A 15,527-nucleotide genomic window follows, 5' to 3' on the forward strand; every position below is an offset into this window, starting at 1 on the left:
TCAAATTTTACCCGCTGTATTGAAAATTTGGAAATAACATATTTTTTATCTAGCTTACTCACTAAAGAATATATTTTTTCTCCTCAATAAGTTAGATAAATTGCTATAAATAAATCCAGTTCCGGCTTGATTAGATATTTTATCCTTTTAGTATTGCTTTTATCTTTTTCAGAAGGTTTTTCGCAATCGTTAAAAAACGGCTGCCTGTCTTCCACTGATTATAGATTTAGCCATTTAAGCGTGTCAGACGGCCTTTCACCCGGCTCTATAAATTCCTTCTTTAAGGATAGTAATGGATTTTTCTGGATTGGCACCTCTTCTGGCTTAAACCGGTATGATGGTTACGAAATAAGGACCTTTAATCCCAAAGCCGCAGATAATTCTCAGGTGTACCCTAAGAACTATGATAAGATTTTTGAAGATCCCCTGGGAAATATTTGGACACAGACTTTCTCGGGAATGAAAATTTTTAATACTGAAACTGAACAATTCTCTTATAGGCCGGCACAAATCTTAAAAAAACTGGGATTACCTGAGAAAGAGGTATTGTACATTAAAAAAGATTCGGAAGGAGATTTTTGGTTTATACTGGAAGGAGAAGAAATTTTTAAATATTCGTTACCAGGCCGGAAAGCTGAAGAAGTTCCGTTTTCTAATAATGAACCTGGTAATTCGGTAACGGATTTTCAGGAGGGAAACAACAACAATTTTTGGATAATTTACCAGGATGGAACAATTAAGAACCTGGATAAAAGAACAATGTCCATTACCGGGGAATATCCTCTTTTAGCCAAAAAATTTAATAACCAAATAAAAGATTACAGGTTAACCGTAGATCAGGATAACGACTTATGGATACACTTATTTGAAGATCATGGTGTATTTTATTATAAGCCTGAAATGGATAGCCTGCGTAATTTTAATAGTAGCACCAGCAAAATAAGGCTTAGCAGTGATTTAATTTCAGATATAGTAATGGATCCTGAAGGCAATTTATGGATAGCTACCGATCATGGTGGCATAACATTAATCAATAAAGAAAACTGGAACACTACCTATATTTCCAACAATCCTGAAATTGAAAATAGCCTGTCCCATAACAGTATCACCTCTCTTTATAAAGATGATGATGGAATTATATGGGCAGGAACTTTTAAAAGCGGTGTAGATTACTTCCATAAAAACAGCATCAGGTTTCAGCATCACGAAAATTTGTTTTCCCAATCAAACAGCCTTCCCTTTAACGATGTAAATGTTTTTGAAGAAGATCAGGATGGAAATATCTGGATAGGGACAAATGGAGGAGGACTTATCTTTTTAAACCGGAAAACGCATGAGTATAAACAATTTAAACATAAGGAAAAGGATTCTTCCAGCATTTCCAGCAACATTATTGTTAGCCTCTATCATGACCACAAAGGAGATCTTTGGGTGGGCACTTATTTGGGCGGTTTAAATAAATTAAACCACACAGAAGGCACAACAACCTTCACCAGGTTTACTCATAATGAAGAAAACCCATATAGCCTGGGTGGCAAAAGTGTATGGGAAATTTTTGAAGATTCCAGAGGAATACTCTGGATTGGTACACTTGTTTCAGGACTGGAAATATTTGACAGGGAAAGCGAAAGGTTTTATCATTCCGGCAATACTTCAATGATTCCCAACCTCCATAATAACAGCTACATATCCAGTATTACTGAAGATGTAAAAGGAAATATTTGGATTGGCGGAGTTAGCGGCATTGACATCTTTAATCCTGAAAACGGAAAAAGAGAGCATTTTGACTCCCACACTAACGGAAATAAGGCTCTCCCCACCGATTATATAATTTCTTTATTCCGGGGCAGTGATGACAATATGTGGATTGGGACCGAAAAAGGGCTAAGCCTTTATAATCCTGATCGAAAATCGTTTACTAATTTTTCTGAAGAAGAAGGCCTGCCAGGTAAAAATGTACTTGCAATAACCGAAGATAACCAGGAAGATTTATGGTTAAGCTCCTCATACGGACTTTTTCAAATGAAGAAAAAATATGCTTCAGAAGATTCTGTAAGGATAAAGCCCACTTTCAGCAAATATGATGACCAGGATGGGCTACAGGGGAATTTGTTTAATCAAAATGCACTTTTCAAAAACAGCCGTGGAGAAATTCTGGCTGGAGGTTTAAATGGTTTTAACCTCTTTAATCCTGAAGATTTTAACTTCAATGAGAATCCTCCTAAAGTGGTCTTCACTTCGTTGTACCTGTTCAACCAACGGGTGAGACCGGGTGAGAAAATAAATGATCGGGTGATTTTGAAAAAAGCCATAACCGAGACTCCTTCAATTACTTTAAACCATAATGAAAATTTATTCTCTCTGGAATTTGCTGCGCTGGATTTCTTCCAGCCTTCCAAAAATAATTATCAGTATAAACTGGAAGGATTCGATGAAGAATGGCAGGGATCGCGAAGCGATAACCGCCGGGTAACATATACAAATCTTGACCCGGGAGATTACACCTTTATGGTGCGGGCTTCTAATAATGATCAGGTGTGGAGTGATAGCCCCGCCACGCTCAATATTGAAATACTTCCACCATTTTACAAGACCACTTATGCCTACATCTTTTATGTATTGGTAATAGCTCTAATTCTGTTTATTTCCCGCCAAAGGATAATCCGGCGGCAGCAGGAAAAATTCAGAATAGAACAGGAAAAAAGAGAAGCTGCTCAATTGCACAAAATGGACTTAATGAAAATCAGGTTCTTTACCAATATAAGTCATGAATTTAAAACTCCGCTTTCACTCATTCTGGCTGTTATTGATAAACTAAAGTTTAAAGAAACTGCAAGTGAGAAAAAAGAGCAACTAGAAACTGTAAATAAAAATACCCAACGTCTTTTTAATCTGATTAACCAAATTCTTGATCTTGGAAACATAGAGAAGGAGAAGTTATTATTTACCTCACAGGGGAACCTGATTGAATTTCTGGAAAAAACTTTTAACTCCTTCCAAAGCCTGGCTGCAAGAAAAGATATTACTTACACCTTCAAAACAAATACCGATAACTTTTATACGGCCTTTGACCAGGATAAACTGGAAAAAATTCTCTTCAACCTGCTTTCTAATGCTTTTAAATTTACAGGCACAGAAGGAAAAATTTTAATGGATTGCCGCATCTGTGGAAATACTAAAAAGGATGAAAAAACACTTAAAATAAAAATAAAAGATTCCGGAATAGGAATTCCAGAAGAGGATCAAAAACATATTTTTGACAGGTTTTATAAGGTTGAAGGTACAAAAAGCAATTCTTCTTCTGGAAGCGGAATAGGACTGTCTCTTGTAAAAGAATTTGTAGAGTTGTATAAGGGAAAAATTGAAGTACAAAGTAAGCCTGAAGAGGGAACTATGTTTATCGTGAGTCTCCCGTTCCCTGTTTTAAAAGAAAATATTCCTGAAAAACCTGAAGATGAGGTATCTTCAAAAGAAAGAATTGTTGCACAGGAAAATAACCCCGCTGTTCTTATTATAGAAGATGACGTGGATTTTCTAAACTTTCTTACGGGTGAATTTAAAGCGTTTTACAATGTATTTATAGCCACCAATGGTGAGGAAGGCTGGAAAAAAACACTCTCTGTTAAACCAGACATTATTATTTCAGATTGGATCATGCCAAAAATGGATGGAATTTCATTATGTGAAAAGATAAGGAAAGACCCTCGTACCAGGCATATTCCTTTTATCCTGCTAACCGCAAATAAAAAAGATCAGGAAAAATTACAGGCATTAAAAATTGGTGTTAATGATTTTATTTCGAAACCATTTAATTTAGATGTTTTACTTTCCCGCACAGGTAATCTTATTGAGCAGCGCCGGGCATTTCAGCAGGCATACAGCAAAAAAATAAAGCTTGAGAAAGAACAGCAACCGGTGATCTCCCAGGATGATAAGTTTGTACAGCAGGCACTGCAAATTGTGGACAGGCATTTAGGTGATCCCGAATTCTCTGTGGAAAGTCTTGCATCACAACTTGGTGTAAGTCGTACCTATCTTTACAATAAACTGAAAACAAAAACTGAAAAGTCACCACAGGAATTTATTAAAGACACCCGTCTAAACCGGGGAAAACATTTGCTTGAAAACAGCAAGATGACCATTTCTGAAATAGCTTATGAAGTAGGGTTTAATAATCCGAAATATTTCACAAAGAATTTCAAGAAAAAATTCAAAAAACTCCCTTCAGAAATTAGAGCTGAAGTATCCTATTCCTAACTTCGGTAAGACAAATTTTTTAATACTTTATTCGTCTTCTTCAAGAGAAAGCACCAAATGATTTACTCAAAATTGCCATTTCCATCAATAGCCTTTGAAATTTACACTTATATAAAAACAACATAAAAAGAAGCCAACCTACCCCCTGCCTTCCGAAATCTGCTCTAAAAATTTAGAGACGTTAGAAGTTTGCTTAAAAGAATAAAATTGTTCCCAAACAAATGGAACTTTAATATACCTCCAATATTAAAACAGCTCAATCTCAACATTCATAAGGGTTCAACAATAGGCTTGTGAACAAAACATCCCTCTTAATGATAATTTGACACCCCTACTCAACAGGCTCGAGGTGGTACATTGCATCATCCTTTTAACATATTAAAGCCTGTATCTTGATATGTAAAATGGCAACAGCACTTTAACGTGTAGCTGAAAAAATATTACTAATAGAACATTCAAATTATTAAACATGTTAAAACTCTACCTCAAAATTTTTGAACTGGGAATAACTTTTTGTCATTCTTCCTGAACGCTCTTATTTGTAAGTTTTTCGCAAACGATTGAAACGGTGATAGTGATAAAATCTTAATATCATCAAGCAGAAAAATTAATTAAATACCTAATTCATTTATTATGAAAAGAGAATACAATTTTCATTCATCAATGTTCCTCTTCTGCCTGTCTCTCTTTCTGGGGCTAACATACTTCCAACCAGGTTTTGCACAGGAAGGTACCACTGTAAGTGGAACAATAACGTCTGCCGATGATGGTTTGCCCATCCCCGGTGTTAATGTGACGGTCCAGGGTACCTCTACCGGTACCACTACCGACTTTGACGGTAATTATCAAATACAGGTGGCTGCAGATGCGGTACTTGTTTTTAGCTACGTGGGTTTTGAAACTCAGGACATTCCGGTAAACAACCGCTCCCAAATAGATGTTGTATTAGAAGTGGATGCCGCCGAGCTAAGCGAAGTTGTAGTTATTGGGTATGGCACCCAGAAAAAGAAAGTTTCTACGGCTTCTACCTCTTTGGTAGAAAGCAAAGACCTGGTTCAGACAGCCAGTATAGATGCAACCAGCGCACTGCAGGGGCAAACTTCCGGGGTGAACATTACCTCTACTTCCGGTCAACCAGGTGCGGGTATGGTTGTAAATATACGTGGCGTAGGTACTGCAGGGAATAGTGCCCCCCTTTATGTAGTAGATGGTGTTGTAGTAGATGGCGGGATTGGCTACCTTGATCCTTCTATGATTGCAAGGGTAGATATTCTTAAAGATGCCTCTGCCGCTTCTATTTATGGTGCCCGGGCCGCAAACGGTGTAGTATTGGTTACTACTAAAAAAGGGGAAGAAGGTAAAATTAATGTAAACCTCAACAGCTATACAGGCTACCAATACACTGCTAACAGGCTGGACCTTTTGGACAGCCGGGAATATGCTACAATAATGAATGAAGCCAGGGTAAACTCCGGTTTTGCACCGCTTTATCCTTCAGAAGAAATAGCGTCACTTCCCAATACTAATTGGCAGGATGAACTTGTTAATGAAGGTGCCATTAAGCAAAATCATGCTTTAACACTTTCCGGAGGTTCTGAAAGGGCTACTTTTACAACGGGGCTTGCCTACTACGGGCAGGAGGGCCTTATTGGAAGCCAGATAGACCGCTCCGATTATGAGAGGATTACTTTTAACACCAATATTACTTATGAAGTAATAGAGGATGTTTTGGAAATTGGGGAAAATTTTTCCTTTGCGAACATTACAAGCAGCGGGGTTTCAGATCAGGGAATCTACAGCAATAATATAAGGGGCTTTTTAAATGCACCTCCAACAATGGGGGTTTATAATGAAGATGGAAGCTTCGCACGTTCTAATATAAGTTCTGATATTACAAACCCGTTAGGTGCTTTATATTACAATAATAATAACCTTAGTAAATCCAATCGTGCCGTAGGTAATATTTTTGCTGAAGCCGATGTAAATAATTTCACCTTCAGGACTAGTTTTGGTATCGATTTTAATGATGGCAGTTACCGCTCCTTTAACCCAATTTATGAGCTTTCGGCTAATGCCTTCAATGCTACTTCTTTAGTATCTCAAAATTCTAATAAAGATATTAGCTGGATTTGGGAAAACACCATTCAATACCAGACCACACTGGACGATCTGCATAACATCGATGTGTTACTAGGTACTTCTGCCAGAAAAGCTGTTTATGAATATGCAAATGCTTCTGGAACAGATTTGATATTTGACACTTTTGAACGTGCTTACCTGTCTAATACTACCAATCCCGAACAAAACAGGGTTTCCGGCGGGCGTACAGACTACAGCATCCAGTCTTATTTTGCAAGATTGCTATATGATTATGATAATAAATATCTTTTTACAGCAACGATTAGAAGGGACGGTTCTTCAGAATTTGGACCCAATAATAAATATGCCTATTTCCCTGCATTTTCTGCAGGTTGGAATATAGATAGCGAGGAATTCTTCCCCACAGATTCCTTTATTAACAGCTTTAAATTAAGGGCTAGCTGGGGGCAAAACGGAAACGATCAATTTAATCAACAGTTTGCATACCTGGCTACTATAAGCTCCTATAACAAAAATTACCATTTTGGCACCGGTGATGATGAAATGCCACTAGCCGTAGGTTCCAGTCCAGACAGGGTTGCAAATGCAGACCTGGTATGGGAAACTTCTGAACAGTGGGATATAGGTTTTGACGCAAGAATCTTTTCAGATATAACCCTAACCTTCGATTATTATAATAAAACTACCCGGGACTGGATAGTACAACCGGCTGTTCCATTAATTGCCGGAGCCCTGGCTCCGTTTACAAACGGTGGTGACATTCGTAATGAAGGGCTTGAGTTTAGCGCCAATTACAATACCACATTCGGCAAAGACTGGACTTTTTCCGTTAACGGAAATATCTCTCATAATAATAACGAGGTGCTTCGTATTGCCAATGCAAATGGTATTATTTATGGTGAAGCCAACCTTCTTTTCCAGGGAATAGATGAAATTAACCGTGTTCAGGAAGGCTTCCCCATTGGTTATTTCTATGGATTAAGAACAGATGGAATATTCCAAAATGAGGCAGAAGTTGCAGCCTATTCACAGGGTGGAAATTTGATCCAACCTAATGCCCAGCCGGGAGACGTTCGCTTTGTAGATTTAAACGGCGACGGAAGCATCAATCAGGATGATAAAACCATGATTGGGGATCCTAATCCTGATATTAACTATGGTTTTAATTTAGATGTTACTTACAAAGCTTTTGACTTTTCGGTATATACTTATGGTGTTGCAGGAAATCAAAACGTGTTTGCCGTTCGCTCTAATGAACGTCCTTTTAATAATTATACTACATCTGTTTTTGACCGTTGGACTACTGAAGGGTCCTCCAACACAGTTCCAAGAGTAACTTACGGGACCACTTCAAATGGAAACTATACGCGCTTCTCTGATCTTTATGTCCAGGATGCCGGATTCTTCAGGATAAAAACTGTAAATCTTGGTGTGGACCTTGCGCAATTGAGTGATGATCTGGATTTCTTTTCCACGTTTCGCCTTTATCTAACTGCAAATAACCTCTTTACTTTTACCGATTATGAAGGTATGGACCCTGAAATCGGTTTTGGTAATGTTAACCAATCATGGGCGAGAGGAATTGATGTTGGATACTATCCGCAACCAAGAACATTTTTGGTAGGCTTAAATGTTAACTTCTAATAAAAATCAAAGAATAATGAAAAATATAATTAAAATTTTCGCAGCTTCAGCACTACTTGCCGTAAGTGCCTGTTCTGACGATTTTATAGAAAATGAACCCTATACTGAAAGGGTGCCTGAAAATTTTTACCAGACTCCGGAAGATGCTTATGAAGGCTTGGTAGCAGTTTACGATGCCCTTCAAAGGGAAGGTTATGGTGGTTTCTTAATGAGTACGGAAATCGCTTCAGATAACTGTTACGGGGGCTTTGGTACAGCAGATAACCAGGTAGCGCTGGATTGGGACCGCTTTGAATTTGGCTCAGATTTGGAGATGAATGAACCTGTATGGAGAATATGCTACCTTGGAATCTATCGTGCCAATGTATTATTGGAAAACCTGGACCGTGTAGACTGGGGAGAAAATACAGACCTAAGAACAACTTACGAAGCAGAAGCACGTTTTTTAAGGGCTCATTTCCACTTTGAACTGGCCAGGATGTTTGGCGAAATTGTTCCCCTGGAAAGCACATTGACTCCGGAAGAATTTGAATCTCCAAGAGCTCCTGCTGAAGAAACCTATGCCCTTATCGCCAATGATTTTCTTTTTGCAGCTCAAAATCTTAGTGATGCCAACTATTCCCTTAACAGCAGCCCAAATTATGGAAGAGTTACTAAATGGGCGGCAGAAGCTTACCTGGCCAAAGCCTTCCTTTTTTATACTGACTATTATGAAACCGAAGATCTGGCTGGTGTAGTGAACAAACAGCAGGCAACCGAATATATTAATGATGTGGTTAACAATAGCGGGCATGAACTTTTACCGGAATACGGTTCACTATGGCTTGCTGCCGCAGCTGCCGATACTACAATAACCTATGCCGGGGAAGGCAACAGGGAAATGGTTTTTGCCATACGCTACAACAGCTCCGGGAACGGAGAATGGGCGCTTAATGAAGGTAACCGTTTTACGGTAAATATTGCTCCTCGTGGCAGCAACATTGGCCCTTATGCCTATGGTTGGGGTGGTGCAACGGTAACGCCAGACCTCTACAATGCATATCAGGCAGGAGATACCAGAAGAAATGCTACCATAATAGACTTTGCGGCAGAAGGCCTGGATTTTGATCCCGAAGACAGAGGCCAACGCCAGTATACCGGTTATGCCTGGAAGAAATATGCTCCTATTACTAATGAAGCTGGTGAGGCAGTGGTTGCCGCCGGTGGTGGCGATATTCAGATTGATAATTTTGAAGACTATGCTGTAATCAGGTTTTCTGAAGTACTCTTAATGGCCGCAGAACTTAATATGGGTACAGATGATGCATTTGCACAGCAGGCTTTAGACCGCGTTCGCGAAAGAGCATTTGGTGACGATACCCATGATATTGCGCTAACTAAAGAAAACATTATGATGGAACGTCGCCTTGAACTTGCCCTGGAAGGAAAACGTTATTTCGACCTTATCAGATGGAGTTTAGAAATAGCCGAACAGCAAATAGAAGAGACTGATTTAGGGGGAGAGTTCAATGTGGATTTCAGGCCTGAAACCCAGGGTTGGTTTCCCTTGCCACAATCTCAAATCCTACTATCTAACGGGGCTATAGAACAGAACCCGGGCTGGTAAAACATTATTAACTAAAAACAGTAATTATGAAAAATATAAAAATTGCAATTTTAGCAATCCTGGCCGTAGGATTCCATTCCTGCCAAACAGATGATGAAGATCTTCCTGAAGTACAGCTTAAGGCATCAGAACTTAATTTTGCCGTTATGCAGGAGCCGGGAAGTGATAATCAAATTATTTTACAAAATCATACTGCAGATGTTATTCCATACTGGCATTTTGAAGACAGTGAAGGAAATGACCTGGGACATTCCAATCAGGATACTACAAGTATGACTTTTCCGTTTGCGGGAAATTACTCCGTTTATTATACCGCATATACCCGGGGAGGTGCAGTAGAAGCTGAACCTGTGCAGGTCTCCGTTTCCAAAAACGATGAAGAATATTTCAGCGAAGAAGAATGGAATATGCTTACTAACGGTGTTGAAGGTAAAACTTGGGTATTAGATATGGCTAACCCTGTAGGATGGGCCGGTGTAGATTATCCCGAAGCAGGAGATAACTGGACCTGGTTTCCAGATTATGCCGGAAATGAATGGGTAATGGCGAATAAAAACTGGGGACAAATGACCTTTAATCTTGATGGCGGATACAATGTAAGTGTCACCCAAACCGCTCTTAATTCCAGTGAAGAAACCACAGAGACAGGTTCATTTTCTTATAATGTAGAAGATCATAACATCACCTTTAACGGAGGGGTAGAGCCATTATACGGAGGAGACTACTATGGAGATGTGAGCAACTGGACCTCGGTTAACGTAATAGAATTAAGTGAGAATTCCCTTCGTCTTGGAGTCTTAAGGGATCAGGATAGAGATGGAGAAGGACTTGCCCAAATCGTGTTTCATTATCGTCCTGCGGAAGAAGGAGAAGTAGAATAAATTTTTTAGATCTGCCGTCAGGAACTAAGGCCTGGCGGTAGTATTATTTACCTGCCACAAATAATATGACTCATATAAAAAAAATAAATTCTCTGCTGAAAACTCTTGTTTTATCCTGCATTATCGCAGGTTTTACTGCTTGTAACCATCAGGGCAAAAAAGAAGATTTCAGCTCCAGGAAAATTGCTTTTAATTCGGCATGGCAATTCTACCTGAAGGATCCTGCTCTGGATAAGGATAGCATTTCAGAAAATACCAATTGGAGAACACTGGATTTACCGCATGACTGGAGTATTGAAGGTGAATTTGATGAAGAAAATCCGGCAGGTGTAGGAGGTGGTGCTTTACCCGGTGGTTTAGGATGGTATAAAAAATCTTTTCATGTTAATGCTGAAGACAGCACAAAGCTAACCTTTATAACTTTTGACGGAGCTTACCGCAATAGTGATGTTTGGATCAACGGCCAACATTTAGGGAACCGCCCCAATGGTTATATTGGATTTCAATATAATCTCACTCCTTATTTAAATTACGGAGAAGAAGAAAATGAAATTCTTGTTAAGATTGATAATTCCAATCAGCCCAATTCCCGCTGGTATTCCGGTTCAGGAATATACAGGAATGTATGGCTGGAAACCACTAATAAACTTCATATTCCAAAATGGGGAACATTTATAAGTACTCCCCACGTTACTGCAGACAGTGCTTCGGCCAATATTGAATTAAATATTGCCAATGCTTACGGGCAGGCAAAAACCGCCACTGTGCAAACTTCATTTTTATTAGAAGGGAATGAAATTAATTCGGTTTCAGAAGAAATAGGAATCAGCGCTTCTTCCGAAGAAAAAATCATCCTAAAAACACATATAGAAAATCCGGAATTATGGTCTGTTGAAAATCCTAAAATGTATTCTGCAGTCACTAAAATTTCTGTAGATGGAGAAATTGTGGATCAATATAAAACTCCTTTTGGCATAAGAAGTTTCAAGTTCGATCTAAAGGAAGGATTTATACTGAACGGAAAACAGTTAAAAATCAAAGGGGTTTGCCTTCACCACGACCTTGGAGCGCTTGGCGCAGCTATTAATACCCGCGCCATAGAGCGCCAGCTGGAAATTATGAAAGAAATGGGGGTGAACGGAATACGTACCGCGCACAACCCTCCCGCCCCGGAATTGCTGGATTTATGTGACAAAATGGGCTTTATCGTGATGGATGAGGCTTTTGATATGTGGGAACAAAATAAATCAGAAAACGACTATGCCAATTATTGGGAAGAATGGCACGAAAAAGATCTTACCGATTTAATTGTACGGGACCGTAACCATCCCAGCATCTTTATGTGGAGCATCGGGAACGAAATTCCCGAGCAATGGAATGAGCGTGGCGCAGAAATAGGCCATGAATTGGCCAATATCGTTAAAAACCTGGACAGCACCCGTCCCGTAACCGCTGCGATGAATCCGCCAATAGCAGTAAATAGCGACGAGGATATTACCATCCAGTTTGAAGAAAACAGGGCGCAGCCAAATGCTTTGGCAGGTTCTGGCGCGCTGGATATTATTGGCTACAATTACGCGCACGAAACCTACCCTTATCATTTAAAAAATTTCCCGAATACGCCGTTTATCGCTACTGAAACCACTTCGGCTTTGGCAACACGTGGATATTATGAATTTCCTTCAGACACCACCAAAATCTGGCCGGTAAGCTGGGATAAGGTTTTTGAAGGTGGAAATCCGGATAATACGGTTTCAGCATTCGACCAGGTAAGGACACCCTGGGGCTCTTTGCATGAAGCCACTTGGAAAATGATTAAAAAACACGATTTCCTCTCCGGGTTTTATATCTGGACAGGGTTTGATTATATAGGTGAACCCACCCCATATATCTGGCCTTCAAGAAGTTCGTATTTTGGGATTGTGGATCTGGCTGGTTTTCCAAAAGATTCTTATTACATGTACAAAAGTGAGTGGACCAATGAAGATGTACTGCATATTTTGCCCCACTGGAACTGGGAAAAAGGGCAAACCGTAGATGTTTGGGCCTATTATAACAATGCCGATGAAGTGGAATTATTTCTGAATGGAGAATCCATGGGCACAAAAAGTAAAGAAGGCGATGACCTGCATGTGATGTGGCGTTTTCCTTTTGAAGTCGGAACTTTAAAAGCGGTTTCCCGAAAAGATGGAAAAGTTGTGCTTGAAAAAGAAGTAAAAACGGCCGGAAAACCTGCAAAAATGAAGCTTTCAGCAGATCGCCAAACAATAACAGCAGATAATAATGATCTTTCCTTTATTACCGTTACGATTACAGATAAAGAAGGAATTCTTGCCCCGCGGGCCGATAATCTTATAAAATTCAGCTTGGAAGGCGATGGAAAAATAGTGGGGGTGGCAAGCGGAGATCCTACAAATCACGAGTCTTTTAAAGGCAAAGAACATAGCGCCCTGAACGGGAAAGCCCTTGTAATTGTTCAGGCAGGCAAAAAATCGGGAAATTTAAAGCTTACAGCAACGGCTGAAGGGCTGGAAAGCGCAACTACAAGCATCACTACTAATTAATCTTATAATTCTAACCAATAATGAAAATTAAAAAATTGCAGATGATAAGCTCCCAAAACCTTCTCCGGCTTTCTCTTTGCCTCACCGTTGGGCTTTCGGGAATGGCGGCTGCAAACGCCCAAATTCAGAATGCCGATGTGCTTAACGCCCCGGTAGATGTTAGCCGGGATTTTGAAGATTATTCAAACACCTTTTATTTTGCTGATCAACTGGCTTCTTTTAATCCTGAAACAGGAAAAGGAACTGTAAAATACAAGCGCTACCAGTACCAAACCCGCCAGGCTTTTAACAATATGCTCATGAAGCCGGACACGGTTTCTGCCAATGAATTCCCGGCGACAGAATACGAGGCTTCCCCGGAACTTCCTTTCGAGATCCAGTTTGTTTCAGACAGGACCATTCGCATTAAAATGGCTTCCGGGCCCCAGTTTCACGGGCAGGAAGAATCACTGATGTTGGTGGACGGCACCGCCCCAAATCATCCTGAAGAATGGGAATCTTCAAAAATTGATGGCGGCTACAAATTTACCAGTGCCCATGGTTCCGTAGAAATTCAAACCAACCCATGGCACGTAAAAATCTATGATGAAAACGGGAAATTATTAACCGCTACACTCCATAATTCTGATGTTACCAATACGTATACTCCTGTTTTGCCATTTTCGTACGTGCGCAGAAACAGCGATTATTCCAGGAGCATGGCGCCTGTTTTTACGCTGGAGCCGGGCGAAAAAATCTTTGGTTGCGGGGAATCGTTTACCCAGTTCAACAAACGCGGCCAAAAAGTGGTATTATGGACAGACGATGCCAACGGCGTGCAGAATGAAACCATGTACAAACCGATTCCGTTCTATATGAGCAGCCGTGGCTATGGCGTTTTTATGCATACCTCCTCTCCTATTAGTGTTGATTTTGGAAAGACTTTTAACGCTGTCAATAAGATGATGCTGGGCGATGATGTTGCCGATTTGTTCATTTTTATTGGCGAGCCAAAAGATATTTTAGATCAATATACCAACCTTACCGGAAAGGCCGCCATGCCCCCGCTTTGGTCTTTTGGGTTCTGGATGAGCCGTATCACCTATTTTTCTGAAGAAGAAGGCCGTCAAGTGGCTGATAACCTTAGGAAATATAAAATTCCCAGCGATGTAATCCATTTTGATACCGGCTGGTTTGATGTAGACTGGAGAAATAATTATGAATTTGCCGCCGACCGCTTTGACAATGCTGAAAAAATGCTTTCAGATATGGAAGATCAGGGCTTCCATGTGAGTTTATGGCAATTACCGTATTTTACTCCTAAAAACACTCTTTTTGATGAAATTGTAGAAAACGAGCTTGCTGTAAAGGACTACAAAGGAAATATTCCCTACGAAGATGCCGTACTGGATTTTTCAAACCCCGAAACAGTCACCTGGTATCAAAATAAACTTAAAAACCTTTTTGATCTTGGCGTAGATGTTTTTAAAGTAGACTTTGGGGAGGCTGCACCTGCCAATGGCATTTACCATTCGGGACGCACCGGCTTTTACGAGCATAATCTTTACCCGCTACGCTACAACAAAGCGGTAGCTGAACTTACCAAAAAGGAAAAAGGCTACACGCTAATCTGGGCAAGAAGTACCTGGGCAGGTAGCCAGCGCTATCCTTTACATTGGGGTGGCGATGCCGCAACTACAAATACGGCTATGTCTGCCACACTTCGCGGCGGACTGTCATTGGGGCTTAGCGGCTTTAGCTTCTGGAGCCACGATGTAGGCGGATTTGTAACCAAATCTCCGGAAGATCTTTACCGAAGATGGACCCCCTTTGGAATGCTTTCTTCTCACGTTAGAAGCCACGGCGAACCGCCAACAGAGCCATGGTTGTACAGTGACAGCTTCCTGAAAGATTTTAGAAAGGCCGATAATATGCGTTATCAATTAATGCCTTATATCTATGCGCAGGCTAAGGAAAGTTCAGAAAAAGGCCTGCCTATGATGCGAGCCCTTTTTGTAGAATTCCCCGATGATGCCGGTTCCTGGTTAATAGATGATGAATATTTACTAGGCTCCAGCATTTTAGTAGCCCCACTATTTGAAGAGGTAACCCAAAGAGATGTTTACCTGCCGGAAGGCCAGTGGATAGATTACCAAACCGGAGAAGTATATGAGAGTGGCTGGCATACCATTGAAGCCGGGGAAATCCCGATTATCGCACTGGTAAAAACCGGTACTGTAATTCCTCATATTAGACTGGCCCAGTCTACCCAGGATATGGACTGGAGCAAACTGGAGTTAAAAGTTTATGCTGCGGAAGGCACAAATTCGGCTACCGGAAAAGTTTTTCTTCCGGAAGGCGATGCTTTGCAAACCATTAACCTGACCAGAAAAGGAAACAATTTTGAGTTAGGGCAAAATCCGCTGAACGGTAAAACCACTTTTAAAATAGAATTACAGAGATAACCATTGTTCATCATCAGGCTGAACTCGTTTC

6 protein-coding genes are annotated in these 15,527 nt (G+C 40.3%); all 6 read left to right on the forward strand.

Annotated elements, in window-relative coordinates; translation table 11 throughout:
• Positions 1–240 precede the first annotated feature (240 nt).
• The gene (locus tag RM539_RS01505) at positions 241–4,257 is read left to right on the forward strand and encodes a hybrid sensor histidine kinase/response regulator transcription factor (protein ID WP_311501708.1); all 4,017 of its coding nucleotides are present in this window, start codon (positions 241–243) and stop codon (positions 4,255–4,257) included.
• 633 nt (positions 4,258–4,890) lie between these two features.
• Entirely contained in the window at positions 4,891–8,001 is a 3,111-nt protein-coding gene (locus RM539_RS01510; protein WP_311501709.1) for a SusC/RagA family TonB-linked outer membrane protein, read from the forward strand.
• 16 nt (positions 8,002–8,017) lie between these two features.
• Positions 8,018–9,607, forward strand: coding sequence for a RagB/SusD family nutrient uptake outer membrane protein (locus tag RM539_RS01515; RefSeq protein WP_311501710.1), 1,590 nt, complete (start codon positions 8,018–8,020; stop codon positions 9,605–9,607).
• A 26-nt stretch (positions 9,608–9,633) separates the two neighbouring features.
• Positions 9,634–10,488, forward strand: a complete 855-nt coding sequence (locus tag RM539_RS01520) for a hypothetical protein (RefSeq protein WP_311501711.1) — start codon at positions 9,634–9,636, stop codon at positions 10,486–10,488.
• A gap of 65 nt (positions 10,489–10,553) precedes the next feature.
• Complete coding sequence (gene galB, locus RM539_RS01525) at positions 10,554–13,052, forward strand: beta-galactosidase GalB (protein ID WP_311501712.1); 2,499 nt, start codon at positions 10,554–10,556, stop codon at positions 13,050–13,052.
• Between the two features lie 101 nt (positions 13,053–13,153).
• A complete protein-coding gene (locus tag RM539_RS01530; RefSeq protein WP_311501883.1) occupies positions 13,154–15,496 on the forward strand; it encodes a glycoside hydrolase family 31 protein in 2,343 nt (780 codons plus the stop codon).
• Positions 15,497–15,527: the final 31 nt, after the last annotated feature.

The sequence above is a fragment of the Autumnicola musiva genome (genome assembly GCF_031846585.1).
Lineage (GTDB): Bacteria > Bacteroidota > Bacteroidia > Flavobacteriales > Flavobacteriaceae > Autumnicola > Autumnicola musiva.